At 61.7% G+C, this 16,158-nt stretch carries 12 protein-coding genes; 11 read left to right on the top strand and 1 reads right to left on the bottom strand.

What is annotated here, in order from left to right; all coding sequences use genetic code 11:
- Positions 1 to 17: 17 nt before the first annotated feature.
- A complete protein-coding gene (locus tag C7J97_RS04455; protein WP_113992148.1) occupies positions 18 to 1,556 on the bottom strand; it encodes a YifB family Mg chelatase-like AAA ATPase in 1,539 nt (512 codons plus the stop codon).
- A 155-nt stretch (positions 1,557 to 1,711) separates the two neighbouring features.
- On the opposite strand from C7J97_RS04455, the gene C7J97_RS04450 reads away from it, so the two are divergent.
- The 11 genes from C7J97_RS04450 to C7J97_RS04400 all read left to right on the top strand — a co-directional run bounded on the left by C7J97_RS04450 (position 1,712) and on the right by C7J97_RS04400 (position 16,152).
- Positions 1,712 to 2,059: a hypothetical protein gene (locus C7J97_RS04450; protein WP_242983433.1), complete on the top strand. Its 348-nt coding sequence runs from the start codon at positions 1,712 to 1,714 to the stop codon at positions 2,057 to 2,059.
- A gap of 125 nt (positions 2,060 to 2,184) precedes the next feature.
- A complete protein-coding gene (locus C7J97_RS04445; RefSeq protein ID WP_113992146.1) occupies positions 2,185 to 3,867 on the top strand; it encodes a phospho-sugar mutase in 1,683 nt (560 codons plus the stop codon).
- 368 nt (positions 3,868 to 4,235) lie between these two features.
- Positions 4,236 to 5,402 (top strand): 2-C-methyl-D-erythritol 2,4-cyclodiphosphate synthase, encoded by a 1,167-nt coding sequence (ispF, locus tag C7J97_RS04440; RefSeq protein WP_113992145.1) that lies wholly within the window; start codon positions 4,236 to 4,238, stop codon positions 5,400 to 5,402.
- A gap of 14 nt (positions 5,403 to 5,416) precedes the next feature.
- Positions 5,417 to 6,319 carry a diadenylate cyclase CdaA gene (gene cdaA / locus C7J97_RS04435; RefSeq protein WP_005926885.1) on the top strand — a complete coding sequence of 301 codons (903 nt, stop codon included), beginning with the start codon at positions 5,417 to 5,419 and terminating at the stop codon, positions 6,317 to 6,319.
- Positions 6,316 to 7,620: a CdaR family protein gene (locus tag C7J97_RS04430; RefSeq protein WP_113992144.1), complete on the top strand. Its 1,305-nt coding sequence runs from the start codon at positions 6,316 to 6,318 to the stop codon at positions 7,618 to 7,620. Before cdaA ends, C7J97_RS04430 begins: the two co-directional genes overlap by 4 nt.
- Before the next feature lie 21 nt (positions 7,621 to 7,641).
- Positions 7,642 to 9,237 (top strand): NAD(P)/FAD-dependent oxidoreductase, encoded by a 1,596-nt coding sequence (locus C7J97_RS04425; protein ID WP_113992143.1) that lies wholly within the window; start codon positions 7,642 to 7,644, stop codon positions 9,235 to 9,237.
- Between the two features lie 10 nt (positions 9,238 to 9,247).
- On the top strand, positions 9,248 to 10,594 hold the full coding sequence (locus tag C7J97_RS04420; RefSeq protein WP_170126632.1) for a 5-bromo-4-chloroindolyl phosphate hydrolysis family protein: 1,347 nt from the start codon (positions 9,248 to 9,250) through the stop codon (positions 10,592 to 10,594).
- Positions 10,591 to 12,723 (top strand): single-stranded-DNA-specific exonuclease RecJ, encoded by a 2,133-nt coding sequence (gene recJ, locus C7J97_RS04415; protein ID WP_113992142.1) that lies wholly within the window; start codon positions 10,591 to 10,593, stop codon positions 12,721 to 12,723. Before C7J97_RS04420 ends, recJ begins: the two co-directional genes overlap by 4 nt.
- Positions 12,724 to 15,066: a RelA/SpoT family protein gene (locus C7J97_RS04410; RefSeq protein WP_113992141.1), complete on the top strand. Its 2,343-nt coding sequence runs from the start codon at positions 12,724 to 12,726 to the stop codon at positions 15,064 to 15,066.
- Positions 15,067 to 15,070: 4 nt separating this feature from the next.
- Positions 15,071 to 15,532 carry a D-aminoacyl-tRNA deacylase gene (gene dtd, locus C7J97_RS04405; protein ID WP_113992140.1) on the top strand — a complete coding sequence of 154 codons (462 nt, stop codon included), beginning with the start codon at positions 15,071 to 15,073 and terminating at the stop codon, positions 15,530 to 15,532.
- 2 nt (positions 15,533 to 15,534) lie between these two features.
- Positions 15,535 to 16,152: an MBL fold metallo-hydrolase gene (locus C7J97_RS04400; RefSeq protein ID WP_113992139.1), complete on the top strand. Its 618-nt coding sequence runs from the start codon at positions 15,535 to 15,537 to the stop codon at positions 16,150 to 16,152.
- Positions 16,153 to 16,158: the final 6 nt, after the last annotated feature.

The following is a 16,158-nucleotide window of genomic DNA, read 5'->3' as shown; positions in this document are numbered from 1 at the left end:
TTAGAGTGCAGACTGCCTTATCCGTCCAATTTCTCCTGCGCCCGGTATTGCAGCGCCTCCAGCAGAGAATCCTCGTCCAGCAGGGTCTTGCCCGCAAGGTCAGCCACGGTGCGGGCGACCCGCAAAATGCGGTCATGCGCCCGAGCGGAAAGTCCCAGTGCATCGTAGGAACTGCGCAGCAGCTGCTCGGCACCGGGGGTCATGCGGCAGATGCGCCGCACCTGTCCGGCGTTCAGCTGGGCGTTGCAGTGCACTCCCTTAAAGCCCGGCGCAGCATAGCGCTTGGCCTGAATGGCGCGGGCGGCCAGCACCTGTTTGCGTAACTCGGCGCTGCTCTCGGAGGGCGCGGCGGTGTGCAGCTCGTCAAAGGCGATGGGGTCCATCTCCACGCACAGGTCGATGCGGTCCAAAAGCGGGCCGGACACCCGGCTGCGGTACTGCCGCACCGCACTGGGCGAGCAGGTGCAGGCGCGGGTGGGGTGGCCGTAGTAGCCGCATTTGCAGGGGTTCATGGCGGCTACCAACTGAAAGTGGCTGGGGTAGGTGGCGCTTCCGGCGGCGCGGCTCACGGTAATCTGGCCGTCCTCCAGCGGCTGGCGCAGCACCTCTAAGCTCTCGCGGGAAAACTCCGGCAGTTCGTCCAAAAACAGCACGCCGCAGTTGGCCAGACTGCACTCGCCCGGGCGGAATTGCGCTCCGCCGCCGGCAAGGGCGGCAGCGCTGGCCGAGTGGTGCGGGCTGCGGAAGGGGCGGGCAGAGATCAGCCCGCGTCCCTGCGGCAGCTGCCCGGCAATGGAGTAGATCTTGGTCGTCTCCACCGCCTCCTCCCGGGTCAGGGGCGGCAGGATGCCCGGCAGGCGCTTTGCCAGCATGGATTTGCCGGTGCCGGGCGCACCCGTTAAAAGTACGTTGTGCCCGCCTGCGGCTGCAATGACCATGGCACGCCGCGCCAGCGACTGCCCCATCACGTCCGCAAAATCCGGCACCTGCTGCCATGCGTCCTCCGGGTCAAAGGGGACGGCGGCGGCAGGGGAGAGGGGACGGATACCCTTCAGCGCCTCCACAACCTCCCGGGCGGTGTGGGCGGGATAGACGGTCATGGTGTCGGCACAGGCCTCGGCTGCCTCGGCGGCGTTCTCTGCCGGGACGTACAGCGCCCGGATGCCGTGCTCGGCAGCGGCAAGCGCCATGGGCAGCACGCCGGACACCGGGCGCAGACTGCCGTCCAGTGCAAGCTCGCCCAGAAAGGCAGCATCGGCAGGTACTTCTTCCAGCTGTCCGCTGGCGGTCAGCAGCGCCAGAAGCAGCGGCAGGTCGTACACCGGGCCGGTTTTGCGCACATCGGCGGGGGCAAGGTTGATGGTGATGCGCCGGTCCGGAAAGCGGAAGCCAAGGTTTTTGATGGCGGCGCGCACCCGGTCGGCGCTTTCCCGCACGGCAGAGTCCGGCAGGCCGACGATGGAAAACGCGGGCAGCCCGCCGGAAACATCGGCTTCCACCGCAACGGCAAAGCCGCGCAGCCCGTTCAGGCCAAAGCTGTTGGTCACAGAATACATGGTGTCCCTCCCTGCATGGCGCATGGTTTGTCAAAAATGCTAAAAGTGGAAAATAATGGATATATTTGCCATGTTTCGACAGTTTTTTCTGTTTGAAATCATTATAGTAAAGTACAGGAAAGTTGTCAATGCAGCAGAAAGGAGAACGAGAGATCATGACAAATGGGGAATGTTGCCGCTATATCCGTACCTATTCAGAACTGGAGGGCTTGCAGCACGCCTGTACGCTGGTGTACTGCGCCGCTGCCACCCCGCAGGGGGTGCTGGCACAGTTGCGCCGGGAGCAGGGCGGCAAGGTGCGCAGCAGCACGGTGCTTGCCCCGGCGGACAGCTTTGGCCGGGTGATGCGGCTGCTGCGCTACCTGTGTGAAAACGGCGTGGGGCCGGAGCAGTGGCTGGAGGTGCTGGAGGATGTACACCAGCCCTACCAGCTGCTGGATACTTCGAAAAACGCAATAAATATAGCAGAAGAACCGGTTTTTTGTGGCATTTGTCGGTTTTAAGGGCACAAACTTCGGCCATTTTACGCAATTGACATAAGCGGAGCAAGAGTTTATAGTATAAGTAGGTTTATACAAACCATTTCGATCCGGGGAAAAAGATTTTAAACAAAGGTAAGGTGTACAAGATGTATCTGGATGAATATAAGCGCTGGCTGGCAGCGGATCTGGAAGATGCAGACCTGAAGCCGGAGCTGGCAAAGGTCGAAGGCGATGACGATGAGATCAAGGATCGCTTTGCTGTGGCGCTGAAGTTTGGTACCGCAGGTCTGCGCGGCGTGCTGGGTGCCGGTACCAACCGCATGAACATCTACGTTGTCCGTCAGGCAACGCAGGGTCTGGCAAACTGGGTGCTGACCCAGGGCGGTACCCAGACCGTGGCGATTAGCTACGACAGCCGCCTGAAGAGCGATGTCTTTGCCAAGACCGCCGCAGGCGTTCTGGCAGCCAACGGCATCAAAGTGCGCATCTATGATGCCCTGATGCCTGTGCCTGCCCTGAGTTTTGCTACCCGTTACTATAACTGCAACGCCGGTATCATGGTCACCGCTTCCCACAACCCTGCCAAGTACAACGGCTACAAGGCCTACGGCCCGGACGGCTGCCAGATGACCGATGACGCCGCCGCCATCGTCTACGACGAGATCCAGAAGACCGATGTGCTCACCGGCGCAAAGTACATCTCCTTCGCCGAGGGCGTGGAGAACGGCATGATCCGCTTTGTGGGCGATGACTGCAAAAAGGCTCTGTACGATGCCATTGAAGCACGTCAGGTGCGCCCGGGTCTGTGCAAGACTGCCGGTCTGAAGCTGGTGTACAGCCCGCTGAACGGCTCCGGCCTTGTGCCCGTGACCCATGTGCTCAATGATATGGGCATCACTGATATCACCATCGTGCCCGAGCAGGAGTACCCCAACGGCTACTTCACCACCTGCTCCTACCCCAACCCCGAGATCTTCGAGGCTTTGAAGCTGGGTCTGGAGCTGGCCACCAAGACCGGTGCCGACCTGATGCTGGCTACCGACCCCGACGCCGACCGCGTGGGTATCGCCATGAAGTGCCCGGACGGCAGCTATGAGCTGGTGTCCGGCAACGAGATGGGCGTTCTGCTGCTGGATTACATCTGCGCAGGCCGTATCGAGAAGGGCACCATGCCCAAGAACCCCGTGGCAGTCAAGTCCATCGTGTCCACCCCGCTGGCAGACGCTGTGGCAAAGCATTACGGCGTGGAGATGCGCAATGTGCTGACCGGCTTCAAGTGGATCGGTGACCAGATTGCCAACCTCGAGGCTGCCGGTGAGGTCGACCGCTTCATCTTCGGCTTTGAGGAGAGCTACGGCTATCTGGCTGGCCCCTACGTCCGCGATAAGGACGCCGTCATCGGCTCCATGCTCATCTGCGAGATGGCTGCTTACTACCGCAGCATCGGTTCCTCCATCAAGCAGCGTCTGGAAGAGATCTACGCCCAGTACGGCCGCTACCTGAACAAGGTGGACAGCTTCGAGTTCCCCGGCCTGACCGGCATGGAGAAGATGGCTTCTATCATGCAGAAGCTGCGCGACCAGCCCCCTGTGGAGCTGGCTGGCCATAAGGTGGTCAAGGTGACCGACTACAAGAAGCCGGAAGAGACCGGCCTGCCCGCTGCCAACGTGCTGATCTACACGCTGGAAAACGGCGCTACCGTGGTGGTGCGTCCCTCCGGCACCGAGCCGAAAATCAAGACCTACTTCACCACGCTGGGCAAGGATCTGGCCGAGGCGCAGGCACAGAAGGATGCTCTGGCTGCCGCCATTGAGCCCATCCTGAAGTAAAAACATTTCAAAGCATCTGTGGGGCTGCTGCACGTTTTGTGCAGCAGCCCTTTTTTGCGTTCAGCAGATAGTTGACCGGAGCAAAAGCCTTATGGAGGTGTACCGTCACCGCGAAAAGCCGTCCCCTTGGGGAAGGTGGCTGCGAACGTAGTGAGCAGACGGAAGGGGTCAGCGCCTGAGGGGGCGAAAGCGCACACTCTGGGTGACTGTCCTTTCAGGACAGACCGCAGGGCTTTATGCAGCAAGGATGCACTTTTGCTGTGTAAAATCGGTTGAAGTTTGCGCTGTGATACGCTATAATAAAACATGGTTTATTATAAGCAGCTGTGGGCGTACAGCGCGGCACAGCGGCAGGGTAGGTGGAAGAGATGGAAAAAACTGTATCGGCAGTACTGGTGGCGGCGGGCAGCTCGACCCGCATGGGTTTTGATAAGCTCAGCTTTGATCTGGGAGGCGAAACGGTGCTGCACCGCAGTATTCGCGCCTTTGCCCAGTGTCCGCAGATCACCGAGCTTGTGCTGGTGGCGGGCAAAAATCGGGAGTTTGTGGCGCAGCAGGCGGCGGACTGCCCGAAGCCTGTGCTGATCGTAGCGGGCGGGGCTACCCGCGCCGAGAGCGCAAAAAACGGCGTGCTGGCTGCGCACGGAGAGCTGGTGGCAGTGCACGATGCTGCCCGCCCCTTTGTGAGTGCAGTGGTCATTACAGCGGCGCTGGAAGCTGCCGCCCGGTGCGGCGCAGCAGCCCCCGCGGTGCCGGTGAAGGATACCATCAAGGCCGCTGCCCGTGGCGATGGCAAAACCGTGCCCCCGGACTGCGCGGTATGCGCCACCCCGGACCGCAGCACCCTGTATGCGGTGCAGACCCCACAGTGTTTTGACCGTGCAGCGTACCTTGCAGCGCTGGAAGAACTGGACGAGACCCGCGCCCGCCTTGTTACCGATGATTGCAGCCTGTTTGAGCTGACCGGACGCCCGGTGCAGCTGACGCAGGGCGACTATGCAAACCTGAAGATCACCACCCGGGAGGATCTGCCCCGCCCGGCACAGAGGAAGGAAACGGAAATGCGTATTGGACACGGCTATGATGTACATCGTTTGGTAGAGCAGCGCAAGCTGATCCTTGGCGGGGTGGAGATCCCCTTTGAAAAAGGCCTGCTGGGGCATTCGGATGCAGACGTGCTGACCCATGCGGTGATGGATGCCGTGCTGGGCGCAGCGGCGCTGGGGGATATCGGCCAGCATTTCCCGGACAATGACCCGGAGTACGCCGGTGCCGACAGTCTGAAGCTGGCCCGCCGCGTGGCGCAAATCCTCAAGGAGCATGGCTGGCGCATTGAGAACATCGATGCCACCCTGCTGTGCCAGCGCCCCAAGCTTGCACCCCATATCCCGGCCATGCGTGCCAATCTGGCGGCGGCTTTCGGCCTGCCGGTAGAGGCGGTAAGCGTAAAGGCCACCACGGAGGAGCATCTGGGCTTTACCGGCGAGGGACTGGGCATTGCTGCCCACGCCGTCGCCCTGATCGAAGCTGTGTAAGGGGGCACACACGCATGACACTGAATGCGATCATCGCCAATTTTCAGACCTTCAAGATCGTTGATCTGCTGGATATCATCATCATCGCGTTCCTGATCTACCAGCTGCTGGGCATCATCAACCGCACCCGCGCCGGGCAGCTGGCCAAGGGTGCGCTGCTGGTCATGGTCGTGTATCTGGTAGCCAACACCCTGAATATGCGCACCGTTACCTGGCTGCTCAACTCTCTGCTGCAGGTCGGTCTGCTCACCCTTGTGGTGCTGTTCCAGCCCGAAATCCGCCGCGCACTGGAGCGCATGGGTCAGACCGACCAATGGGCTTCCAAGCTGTTCAACGTAAAGGGACGCTACAACGACCCCAGTCTCAAGGGCGCATGGCGCAGCGCCATCATTGCCATCTGCGATGCAGCCGAGCGCTTTTCTGAGACCAAGACCGGTGCCCTCATCGTGCTGGAGCGTCACACCAACCTTTCCGAGATCGTGCGCACCGGCACCCCGGTGAACAGCGCGGTCAATCTGGAGGTGCTGGGCACCATCTTCTACGAGGGCACCCCCCTGCATGACGGTGCCGCTATCATCGAAAACGGCCGCATCAAGGCGGCGGGCTGCGTGCTGCCCCTTTCCAACAATCTGGATCTGGGCAAGGATATGGGCACCCGCCACCGCGCCTGTCTTGGTATTGCGGAAAACTCCGACGCTATCGCCATTGTGGTCAGCGAGGAGACCGGCATCATCTCCATGGCCAAAAATGGTGTGCTGATCCGTCATTTTGATCGCCAGAGCCTGTATACCCGCCTCATCGACGAGATGATCCCCAAGGAGTCTACGGTGGAAAAGAACACCGCCGACAGCTGGGTGGAGCAGGCGAAAAAGCTGTGGAACTGGATCAGCCAGAAGGGGGAGGACGAGCAGCAATGAGCAACCAGCCGAACAAGACGAATGGCGCAAAGCCTGCCGTCCGCAAAAAGAAAAATCTTCTGGATGACCGCCGCGTCCGGCTGGCACTGTCCGTGCTGGGTGCCATCGTTGCATGGATGGTGGTCACCATCATCGTTCAACCCGGCACCACCAACACCATTTATAATGTGCCGGTGGATTACACCTACGATTCCGCCGCCTATACCTCTCGGGGCCTGAGCATCGTCAGCGCCGAGGACAAGACCGTGAACCTGAAGCTTTCCGGCGATGGCTACACCATTGGCGGGCTCAGCGCCTCGGACTTTGTGGTCTACCCGGACTGGTCTAGCGTGCGCGACAGTGGCGAAAAGACCCTGCGGCTGCTGGTGCGCGGTGCAAACGGCCTGCTCAACGGCGTGACCGTGACCATGGAAGGCAACGACAACACGGTGGATGTGGTGTTTGACGTGGTGGAGGAAAAGACCCTGCCCGTTACCGCTACCACCAACTATCTGCGCATTGCAGACGGCTATATCCTTTACAGCACCGAGGTCTCCAAGGAGACCGTCACCCTGTCCGGCCCCAGCAGCGAGCTGAGCAAGGTGGCTACCTGCACCGCCGAGGCATCTTACAGCAGCGAACTGACCGAGTCGGTCACGCTGAACACCCCTCTGCGCTTCTACACCAGCGGCGGCAAAGAGGTCAAGTTCCAGTACACCACGCTGGAAGAAAGCAATGTGGACGTGACGCTGCAAGTGTACAAGACGGCGACCCTGCCGGTGAAGGTGAATTTTATCAACGCGCCGCGCGGGTTCGATAACTCGGTGCTGAGCTATGCCCTCAGCTGCAAGCAGCTCAAGGTAGCGGGCCCGGCAGAAAAGATCGATGCACTATCCACCTTGTCCATCGGCACCATCGACCTTTCCACATTCAGTCTGAACAAGGTGTACGAGATGCCCATCGAGCTGCCGACAGATATCTATCTGCTGGACAATATCTCCACCATCACGGTCAGCTTTGACTGCTCCGGGCTGGAGACCAAGACCATGAACCTGCCCTCCAGCTGTGTGCAGGTGGTCAATCTGCCCGCCACCTATCAGCTGACGGTGGAGACCGAGCGGCTGATGAACGTGATCCTCTGCGGCCCCAAGGGTGCTATGGAGACTTTGACCCCCGAGCAGGTGGTCATTGAGATCGACGCCGAGGACTTTGCCGTGGCTACCGGCCAGCAGAACATTGCCTGCCGGCTGTATGTACCCTCCAACGGCAAGATCTTTGCACTGGGCAGCTATGTGCTGCAATGCCGCATTGAAAGCAACTAAATTTAAAGGAAAACACAACAAATGATTCTGGTTCGCAACATCCGTCTGCCCCTCTCTGCCGCAGAGCCGCAGGCATTTGAAAAGGCGCTGCACACCCTGCGGGTGCCCCGCAGCAAGGTAGAGCACACCGGCGTGGCAAAGCTTTCGGTGGATGCCCGCCACGGCCAGCCCAAGCTGGTATATACCGTGGCGGTCACCCTCAAGCAGCCCGGAGAAGAGGCCGCCCTTGCAGCCCGCTGCCCGGACGCTGTCCTGCACCGCCGGGTAGACTTTACCCTGCACGTTGGCACCCAGCCGCTTGTGCACCGCCCTGTGGTGTGCGGACTGGGCCCGGCGGGGCTGTTTGCGGCCCTGCTGCTGGCACGGCAGGGCTACCGCCCCATCGTGCTGGAGCGCGGCCCTGCGCTGGATGCCCGTGTGCAGGCGGTGGAGCACTTTTCCGCCACCGGTCAGCTGGACCCCAACGCCAACATCCAGTTCGGCGAGGGCGGCGCGGGCACCTTCTCGGATGGCAAGCTGACCACCCGCATCGGGGATGAACTGTGTGATTTTGTCACCGAGGTGTTTTTGCAGCACGGTGCCCCGGCAGAGATCGCATGGAAGCAAAAGCCCCATGTGGGCACCGACCTGCTGCGCGGCGTCATCACCTCCATCCGCAGGGAGATCGAGTCTCTGGGCGGCGAGGTGCACTTCAACACCGCGCTCACCGGGCTGGAGCGCAAAAACGGCCGGCTTGTGGGCATCACTACTACAAATGGCAGCTTTGCCTGCGAGACGCTGGTGTTTGCAGTGGGACACTCGGCACGGGATACCTTCAGTATGCTGATGGACAGCGGCCTTGTGCTGGAGTGCAAGCCTTTCAGCGTGGGTTTCCGCGCCGAGCACCTGCAAACCGAGATCGAAAAAAGCCTTTACCACGAAGCCGCCGGGCATCCGGCGCTGCCCCGGGGCGAGTACCAGCTCTCCCAGCACGTTGGCGAGAGGTGCGTATACACCTTCTGTATGTGCCCCGGCGGTCAGGTGGTGGCTTCCGCCAGTGAGGAAGAGCGCGTTGTGACCAACGGCATGAGCTACCATGCCCGCAGCGGCAAAAACGCCAACGCGGCGGTGGTAGTCAGCGTAGGCGGGGCGGATTTTGCCAACGACCCCCGCCGCGCCATCGCTTTTCAGCGGGAGCTGGAAGCAAAAGCCTACGCCGCTGGCCGTGCCGCCGGGGCTTACGCCGCCCCGGCAGAGAATGTGCAAAGCTTTCTGGAAGGGCGCGGGCAGCTGCGCATCGGCAGCGTGCAGCCTACCTACGACCGCGGCGTGACTGCCGCAGACCTGGGCGCACTGCTGCCCGGGGAGCTGGCGGACACCCTGCGGGCGGGTCTGCGCGCCTACGAGCGCAAGATCGCGGGCTACACCGCGCCGGACGCCATCCTCACCGGCCTTGAGACCCGCACCAGCAGCCCGGTACGGCTCAAGCGGGAAGAGGACTTTGTGTGCACCCAGCTGGCAGGGCTTTACCCCTGCGGCGAGGGTGCGGGATATGCGGGCGGCATTATGAGCGCCGCCGTGGATGGCCTGCGGGTGGCACGCGCCATCATCAGCCGGTATGCACCGGCAGAAGGGTGAGAAAATTTAAATGTACGATCGTGAAAACGATAACCGAAATAACGAAGGCCGGCAGGTACAGCAGGAGCTGGAAGACCAGCTGCGCGCCTTTGGCGACACCATGACCGATGCCTTTGCCCACGGCTTTGAGGGCAGGGGCATGGACATCGGCGACCGGGCGTGGGATGTGGGCAAGGCAGCCGTCCATGCAGCCAACTACGGCATCGGGGAGGCGGCAAAAGCTTTCCGGCAGGGACGCAGAGGCTATCCCTACGGGGATGCAAAACAGCCTTTCCGCGAAGGTGCTGCGGATGCCGACCCCGCCGGGATGCCCGGCTGGTTCCGGCAGATTTTTGCAAAGCCGGAGCCGACCCCGGTGGAAAGTATCCGTATCAGCGCAAAAAAACGCCATAGCGCAGGCTACACCCTGCTGGCTGTGGGCATCGCCTTTGCGGTGATCTTCGGGCTGGGGACGCTGGGCTGCCTCATCGGGCTGGGCACTATTTCGCCGGCTGCTTTGGGTGACGTTGTAGTGTCGGCTACTGAGGGCGGCGGCATCCTGATGACGGGCACGGACTACGTTATGAACACCGCCTACAACGTGCTGGGCATCGTCAGCAGCGTGCTGGGCCTTGCCACGGCGGGCTTTGGCTGGATGACGGCCTGTGGTGCAGCCCGGATGAAGGCGGGCAGACAGATGGGCCAGTTTGCCGACTACGCCGACAGCGTGGACTACCATAAGGGCCTGCCTGTTTCGATGCTGGCCGACCTGACCCACCAGAAACCGAAAAAAGTGCACAAGCGGCTGCAAAAATACATCCACAAAGGCTGGCTGAATGCATGGCTGGACGATGAGACCGAGACGCTCTACCTGACGGCAGAGGACTACCGCGCCGCCAAGGAGAAAGCCGCCGCTGCCGCCGTGCCGCCGCAGCCGGAACAGCCAGAGAGCGGCGCTGTTCCGCTCAGTCTGGATACCGCCCGCCGCTTTGCCGCTGTGCTGGAAAAAGAGCAGCAGCTCATGCAGGATGCGCAGGCACGGGAAGAGCTGGTGGCGATGCACAAGACCACTACCGCCATCTGCGACTGGCTGGAAGCACACCCGGAAAGCCAGCCCAAGACCCGCCGCTTTGCGGAATATTATATCCCCACCACCCTCAAGCTGCTGCACACCTATAACGACGTGCAGGGGCAGCAGGGCGAAAACGCCGAGACCATCCGCCGGGATATCGCAGGCATCCTGCATACCTTGAATCAGGCGTATGAGAACCTGTACAACAATCTGCTTTCGGACGTAGCCATGGATATTTCTTCCGAGATCGCCGCTTTGCAGGGAATGCTGGCCAACGACGGCCTGACCGGGAGGGAATTTGAATGACCTACCGCGCTTGGGAACAAAAACCGCTGGACCGCACCGCTGTGCGGGAACTGACCGCCGCCATTGCCGAGCAGGCAGCGGCACAGCTGGAAGAGCAGGCCATGGACGAAGCGCCGTGGTCAGACGAAAAATATAAGGCCGTGCTGGCTGCCCAGCAGAAGGAAAACGCCCTGCTGGCGGGCATCCTTGCCGCCCGGGGCATCACCGATCCCGCCGAAGCGCTGACCTTGCTGGCAGGGGAGGAGGAGCTTTCCGACCCCGCGCTGCTGACCGATATGGACGCCGCCTGTCAGCGCATCTGGCAGGCCATCGACAACGGCGAGACCATTGCAGTGTTCGGCGATTACGATGTGGACGGCGTGACCGCCACCGCCCTGCTGTACCAGCACCTCAAGGGCATGGGCGCAACTGTCAAGTGTATGCTGCCCAGCCGCGAGGGGGACGGCTACGGCCTTTCTAAAAACGCCATCCAGTCCATGCACAACAAGGGCTGCACCCTCATCGTGACGGTGGATAACGGCATCTCTGCCGTGGAGGAAGCCGACTTTGCGGCTTCGCTGGGCATGGATCTGATCATCACCGACCACCATCTGCCGCCGGAGACTTTGCCTAAGGCGGTGGCCGTGGTGGACCCCCGCCGGGAGGACGACCACAGCCCCTTCAAGGGTCTGTGCGGTGCGGGCGTAGCCTTCAAGCTCTGCGCCGCGCTGGACGGCTGTCCGCCGGAGGAAATGCTGGATTACTGCGGCGACCTTGCCGCTGTGGGCACGGTGGCGGACGTGATGCCGCTGGTAGGGGAGAACCGCACTCTAGTCAAAGCCGGTCTGCGGCAGCTGCAGCAGACCGACCGCCCCGGCTTTGGGGCACTTTTAGAGGAAGTCGGCCTTGCGGGCAAGCCCATCACCGCCGAGAACATCAGCTACGCCATCGCGCCCCGCATCAACGCGGCAGGCCGCATGGATAACGCCGTTACCGCTTTGCAGCTGGTGCTCTGCGAGGACCCGGACAGAGCCGAGGAGCTGGCGCACAAACTGAACGAGATCAATGCCCACCGGCAGGAGACCGAGCAGCAGATCTTCAAAGCTGCCGAAGAGCTGCTGGAACAGCAGCCCGAGCGGCTGGACGACCGCATCATGCTGCTGTGGGGACGGGACTGGCATCCCGGCGTCATCGGCATCGTGGCGTCCCGGCTGGTGGAACGCACCGGACGCCCGGTCATCGTGGTCACCATCGACGAGCACGGCGAGGGCAAGGGCAGCGGGCGCAGTGTGCAGGGCTTTAACCTGCACGCCTGCATCGGCTCCTGTGCCGACCTTCTGGTGCGCTACGGCGGTCACGCCATGGCGGCGGGACTTTCCGTCCGGGAAGAAAACCTGCCCCAGCTGCGCCGCCGCCTGAACGAGTGGGCTGCCCGGGAGTGCCCGGTGCTGCACACCCCGCCGCTTACCTGTGATGTGACCATCCATCTGGATCGTATCACGGTGGAATGCGTGCGGCATCTGGACCAGCTGGCACCCTACGGGGCGGAGAACCCCACCCCGGTGTTCCTGCTGCAAAGCGCCGTGGTGGACGGCGTATACCCGGTATCGGAGGGGCGGCACAGCCGCCTGCGGCTGCGGCAGGGCAATAGCTGCCTGTACGCCGTCTGGTTCGGGATGCCCGCCGAGCAGCTGCCCTACGCGCTGGGCGATGTGGTGGACGCAGCGCTGAACCTTTCGGTCTACGAGTCCGCCCGGGGCGCACAACTTTCCGGCCGCATCATCGACCTGCACCCGGCAGGGCTGGGCGCAGAGCTGGCGCGGCAGGCTGCACTGGTGCAGGCACTGCGCCGGGGCACCCCCCTGACCGATGAACAAAAGAAACAGATCGCCCCCGCACGCACGGATATCATTGCCGTGTACCGGGAATTGCAGTCCCGCCGCTGGCACGCCGAGGATCTGCAGCCCCTGTGCGCAAAGCTGGGCGAGGAGCAGACCGGCAAAACGCTGGTGGCAGTTGCCGCCTTGGAACAGGTGGGGCTGATCACCGCAGCGGAAAAAGGCGGGGCAAAGTTCTGGGAGCTGGTGCCGACAGCAGGCAAAAAGAACCTTGGCGATGCCCCCATCCTGAAATGTCTGGAGGAACTATAAATGCCTGAGGGAAAGAAAAATACTGCCCCGGTCCCGGCTCCGGTACGGGACGAGGACGGCTACTCTGCCAAGACCCATCTGCACCAGCCGGTGCAGGAGACCGCCACCGTAGCCGCTACGGCACTGCTGGCAGACGCACCGGAGGGGGCGCTGCCCTCTGAGGTGCGCCCGGAGATCGTAACGTGGAAAAAGCTGTGCGAGGCCATTCAGGCCAGCGGCAAAGCCTACAATATGGAGATGATCCAAAAGGCCTACGAACTGGCCAACAACGCCCACAACGGCGTGTGCCGCCGCAGCGGCGAGCCCTATATCTGCCATCCGCTGGCAGTCGCCCGGCTGGTGCTGGATCTGGGCATGGACTCCGAGAGCATCGCCGCCGCCCTACTGCATGACGTAGTGGAGGATACCCCCACCACGCTGGACGACCTGAAAGCCGCCTTTGGCGAGGAAGTGGCCCTGCTGGTGGACGGCGTGACCAAGCTGACCAAGATCCAGTTCTCCAATATTGAAGAATTGCAGGCCGAGAACCTGCGCAAGATGCTGCTGGCTATGAGCCGGGACGTGCGCGTGATGATCATCAAGCTGTGCGACCGGCTGCACAATATGCGCACCGGCGATGCATGGCCGGAGCAGAAGCGCCGCGATAAGGCTCGCGAAACCATGGAGGTGTACGCCCCCATCGCCAACCGCCTTGGCATTTTGAACGTCAAGGAGGAGCTGGAGGATCGCAGCCTGCATTATCTGGACCCTGTGGGCTATTCCGAGATCAGCCGAATGCTCAGCGAGCGCGCCGGTGAGGAGTTTTTGATCAAGGTGTCCGGCGTCATTGAGCGCCGTCTGGTGGAAAGCGGCATCGAGGGTGCCACCATCAAGCGCCGGGTCAAGAGCATTTACGGCATCTACCGCAAGACCATCATGCAGAATAAGTCCTTCGACGAGATCTACGATATCTATGCGGTCCGGGTCATTCTGGATTCTCTGGCCGAGTGTTACAGCACCCTTGGCCTCATCCATGATATGTACCACCCGCTGCCCAACCGCTTTAAGGACTATATCTCCACCCCCAAGCCCAACGGCTACCAGAGCCTGCACACCACCGTCATCGGGCACGAGGGCATTCCCTTTGAGGTGCAGATCCGCACCCGCAAAATGGACGAGCAGGCCGAGTACGGCGTTGCCGCCCACTGGAAGTACAAGGAGGGCCGCGAAGGCCACGATAAGCTGGACGACCGTCTGGCATGGGTCAGCCAGCTGCTGGAAAACCAGCGCCTGAGCGAGGATTCCGGCAACCTGCTCCACGATCTGAAGAGCGACCTTTTGCCGGAAGAGGTGTTCGCCTTTACCCCCAAGGGTGATGTCATCAACCTGCCCACCGGTGCTACCTGCATCGACTTTGCCTACGCCATCCATTCGGCGGTGGGTAACCGCATGGTGGGCTGCAAGGTGAATAACCGTATGGTGCCCATCGACCATGTGGTGGCTACCGGCGAGATCATTGAGGTGCTGCTGGGCCCGGCAGATAAGGGCCCAAGCCGCGACTGGCTCAAGATCGTGCGCACCAGCGAAGCCAAGAGCAAGATCCGCAACTGGTTCAAGAAGATGCGCCGGGAAGAGAATATCCAGCAGGGACGGGACGCCTTGTCCAAGGAGCTGCGCCGGGAGATGATCATCATCCCGGACGACCAGCTGGATGCCTTTATCGACGGTTGCTCCCGCCGGATGCGCCAGAACAACGCGGAGGAGCTGTACGCCGCCATCGGCTACGGCGGCATGACCATTGCCAACTGCCTGCCCAAACTCAAGGAAGAGTGGCAGAAGCTCAAGGCTGCCGAGGCCGAGGAGAATAAGTCGGTGGAGGATCTGCCCAAGGTAGACCTGAGCCGCGTGCACGCCACCGACGGCGTGGTGGTGGAGGGCTTTGATAACACCCCCATCAAGTTTGCCAAGTGCTGCAGCCCGCTGCCCGGCGACCCCATCGTGGGCTTTATCACCCGCGGCTTCGGCGTTTCCATCCACAAGCAGACCTGTGCCAACGTCGTTGCCAGCATGAAAGACCCCTCCAACGCTCCCCGCTGGGTCAAGGCCTACTGGGCAGACAGCGTCAAGGACAGCTACAAGGCCGGGCTGGAGATCATTGCCCTGAACCGCAACGAGCTGCTGCAGGACGTGCTCAGCGCACTGGCCGATATCCGGGTGCCCATCTATGCCATGAACGCCCGTCAGGTAGAAAACAACTGCGCCGTGGTCAGCCTGACCATCGGCATCAACAATACCGAGCACCTCAACCGTGTGGTGGCGCGCCTTTCCAAGGTGCGGGACGTGCTCAAGGTGACAAGGAGTTAACGCAATGCGAGCAGTTATTCAGGCCGTATCCTCCGCCAGTGTGCGGGTGGAAGGCGGCGAACCCCGCGCTATCGGGCCGGGAATCATGATCCTGCTGGGGGTCAAGGATACCGACACGCTGGACATCGTGCCAAAGCTTGCCGATAAATGCGCGGGTCTGCGCATTTTCCCGGATGCCGAGGGCAAGCTGAACCTGAGTGCCCGGGATCTGGGCTATTCCGCGCTGGTGGTCAGCCAGTTCACCCTTTACGGCGATACCAAAAAGGGCTACCGTCCCAGCTTTATCAAGGCAGCAAAACCGCCCCTCTCGGTGGATGCCTATGAGCTGTTCCTTGCCGAGATGGCGAAGCACGGCCTCAAGGACGTGCAGCACGGCGAGTTCGGTGCCCATATGCAGGTGTCGCTGGTGAACGAGGGCCCCTGCACCATCATCATTGATACCGACGAGTGGAAAAAGAAGGAGTAACGATGCAAGGTTTTCACATTCCTGCGGCACCGCCGCTGTATACCAACACCTTTCTGCTCATCTCCGATGCAGGCCATGCCGTGGTCATCGACCCGGCGGCAGAGGTGCACAGCTACGACGAAATTTTAAAGCAGCACAACGCCACCCTTACCACTATCCTGTGCACCCACGGCCACTACGACCATGTGGGCAGCGCTGCTGCGCTGAAGGCAGAGTGGAACGCCACCCTCTACTGTGAAAAGGCAGACCTTGCCGGCGACCGGATGTATCCGCTTTCCGCTGCGGACTGCAGCTATACAGAAGGGGAGCAGATCGCGGTGGACGAGCTGCGCTTTACCGCGTGGCACACCCCCGGCCACACCCCCGGCAGCGTGGTGCTGCTGTGCGGTGAGCATCTGTTCTGCGGCGATACGCTGTTTGCAGGCAGCATCGGCCGCACCGACCTTGAGGGCGGCAGCAGCGCACAGATGGCAGACAGCCTGCGCAAGCTGGCACAGCTGCCCATCCCCCGCGAAACACAGGTGCTGCCCGGCCACGGCGAATTTTCTACCTTTGGCGCGGAGCTGGACAACAACTACTATATCCGCAGCGCCCTGCGCGGCGGCAACGACATTTTTTAAAGAGAG

The organism is Faecalibacterium prausnitzii, assembly GCF_003324185.1.
Classification (GTDB): Bacteria; Bacillota; Clostridia; order Oscillospirales; family Ruminococcaceae; genus Faecalibacterium; species Faecalibacterium prausnitzii.
This window is presented reverse-complemented; position numbering and strand designations above follow the sequence as displayed.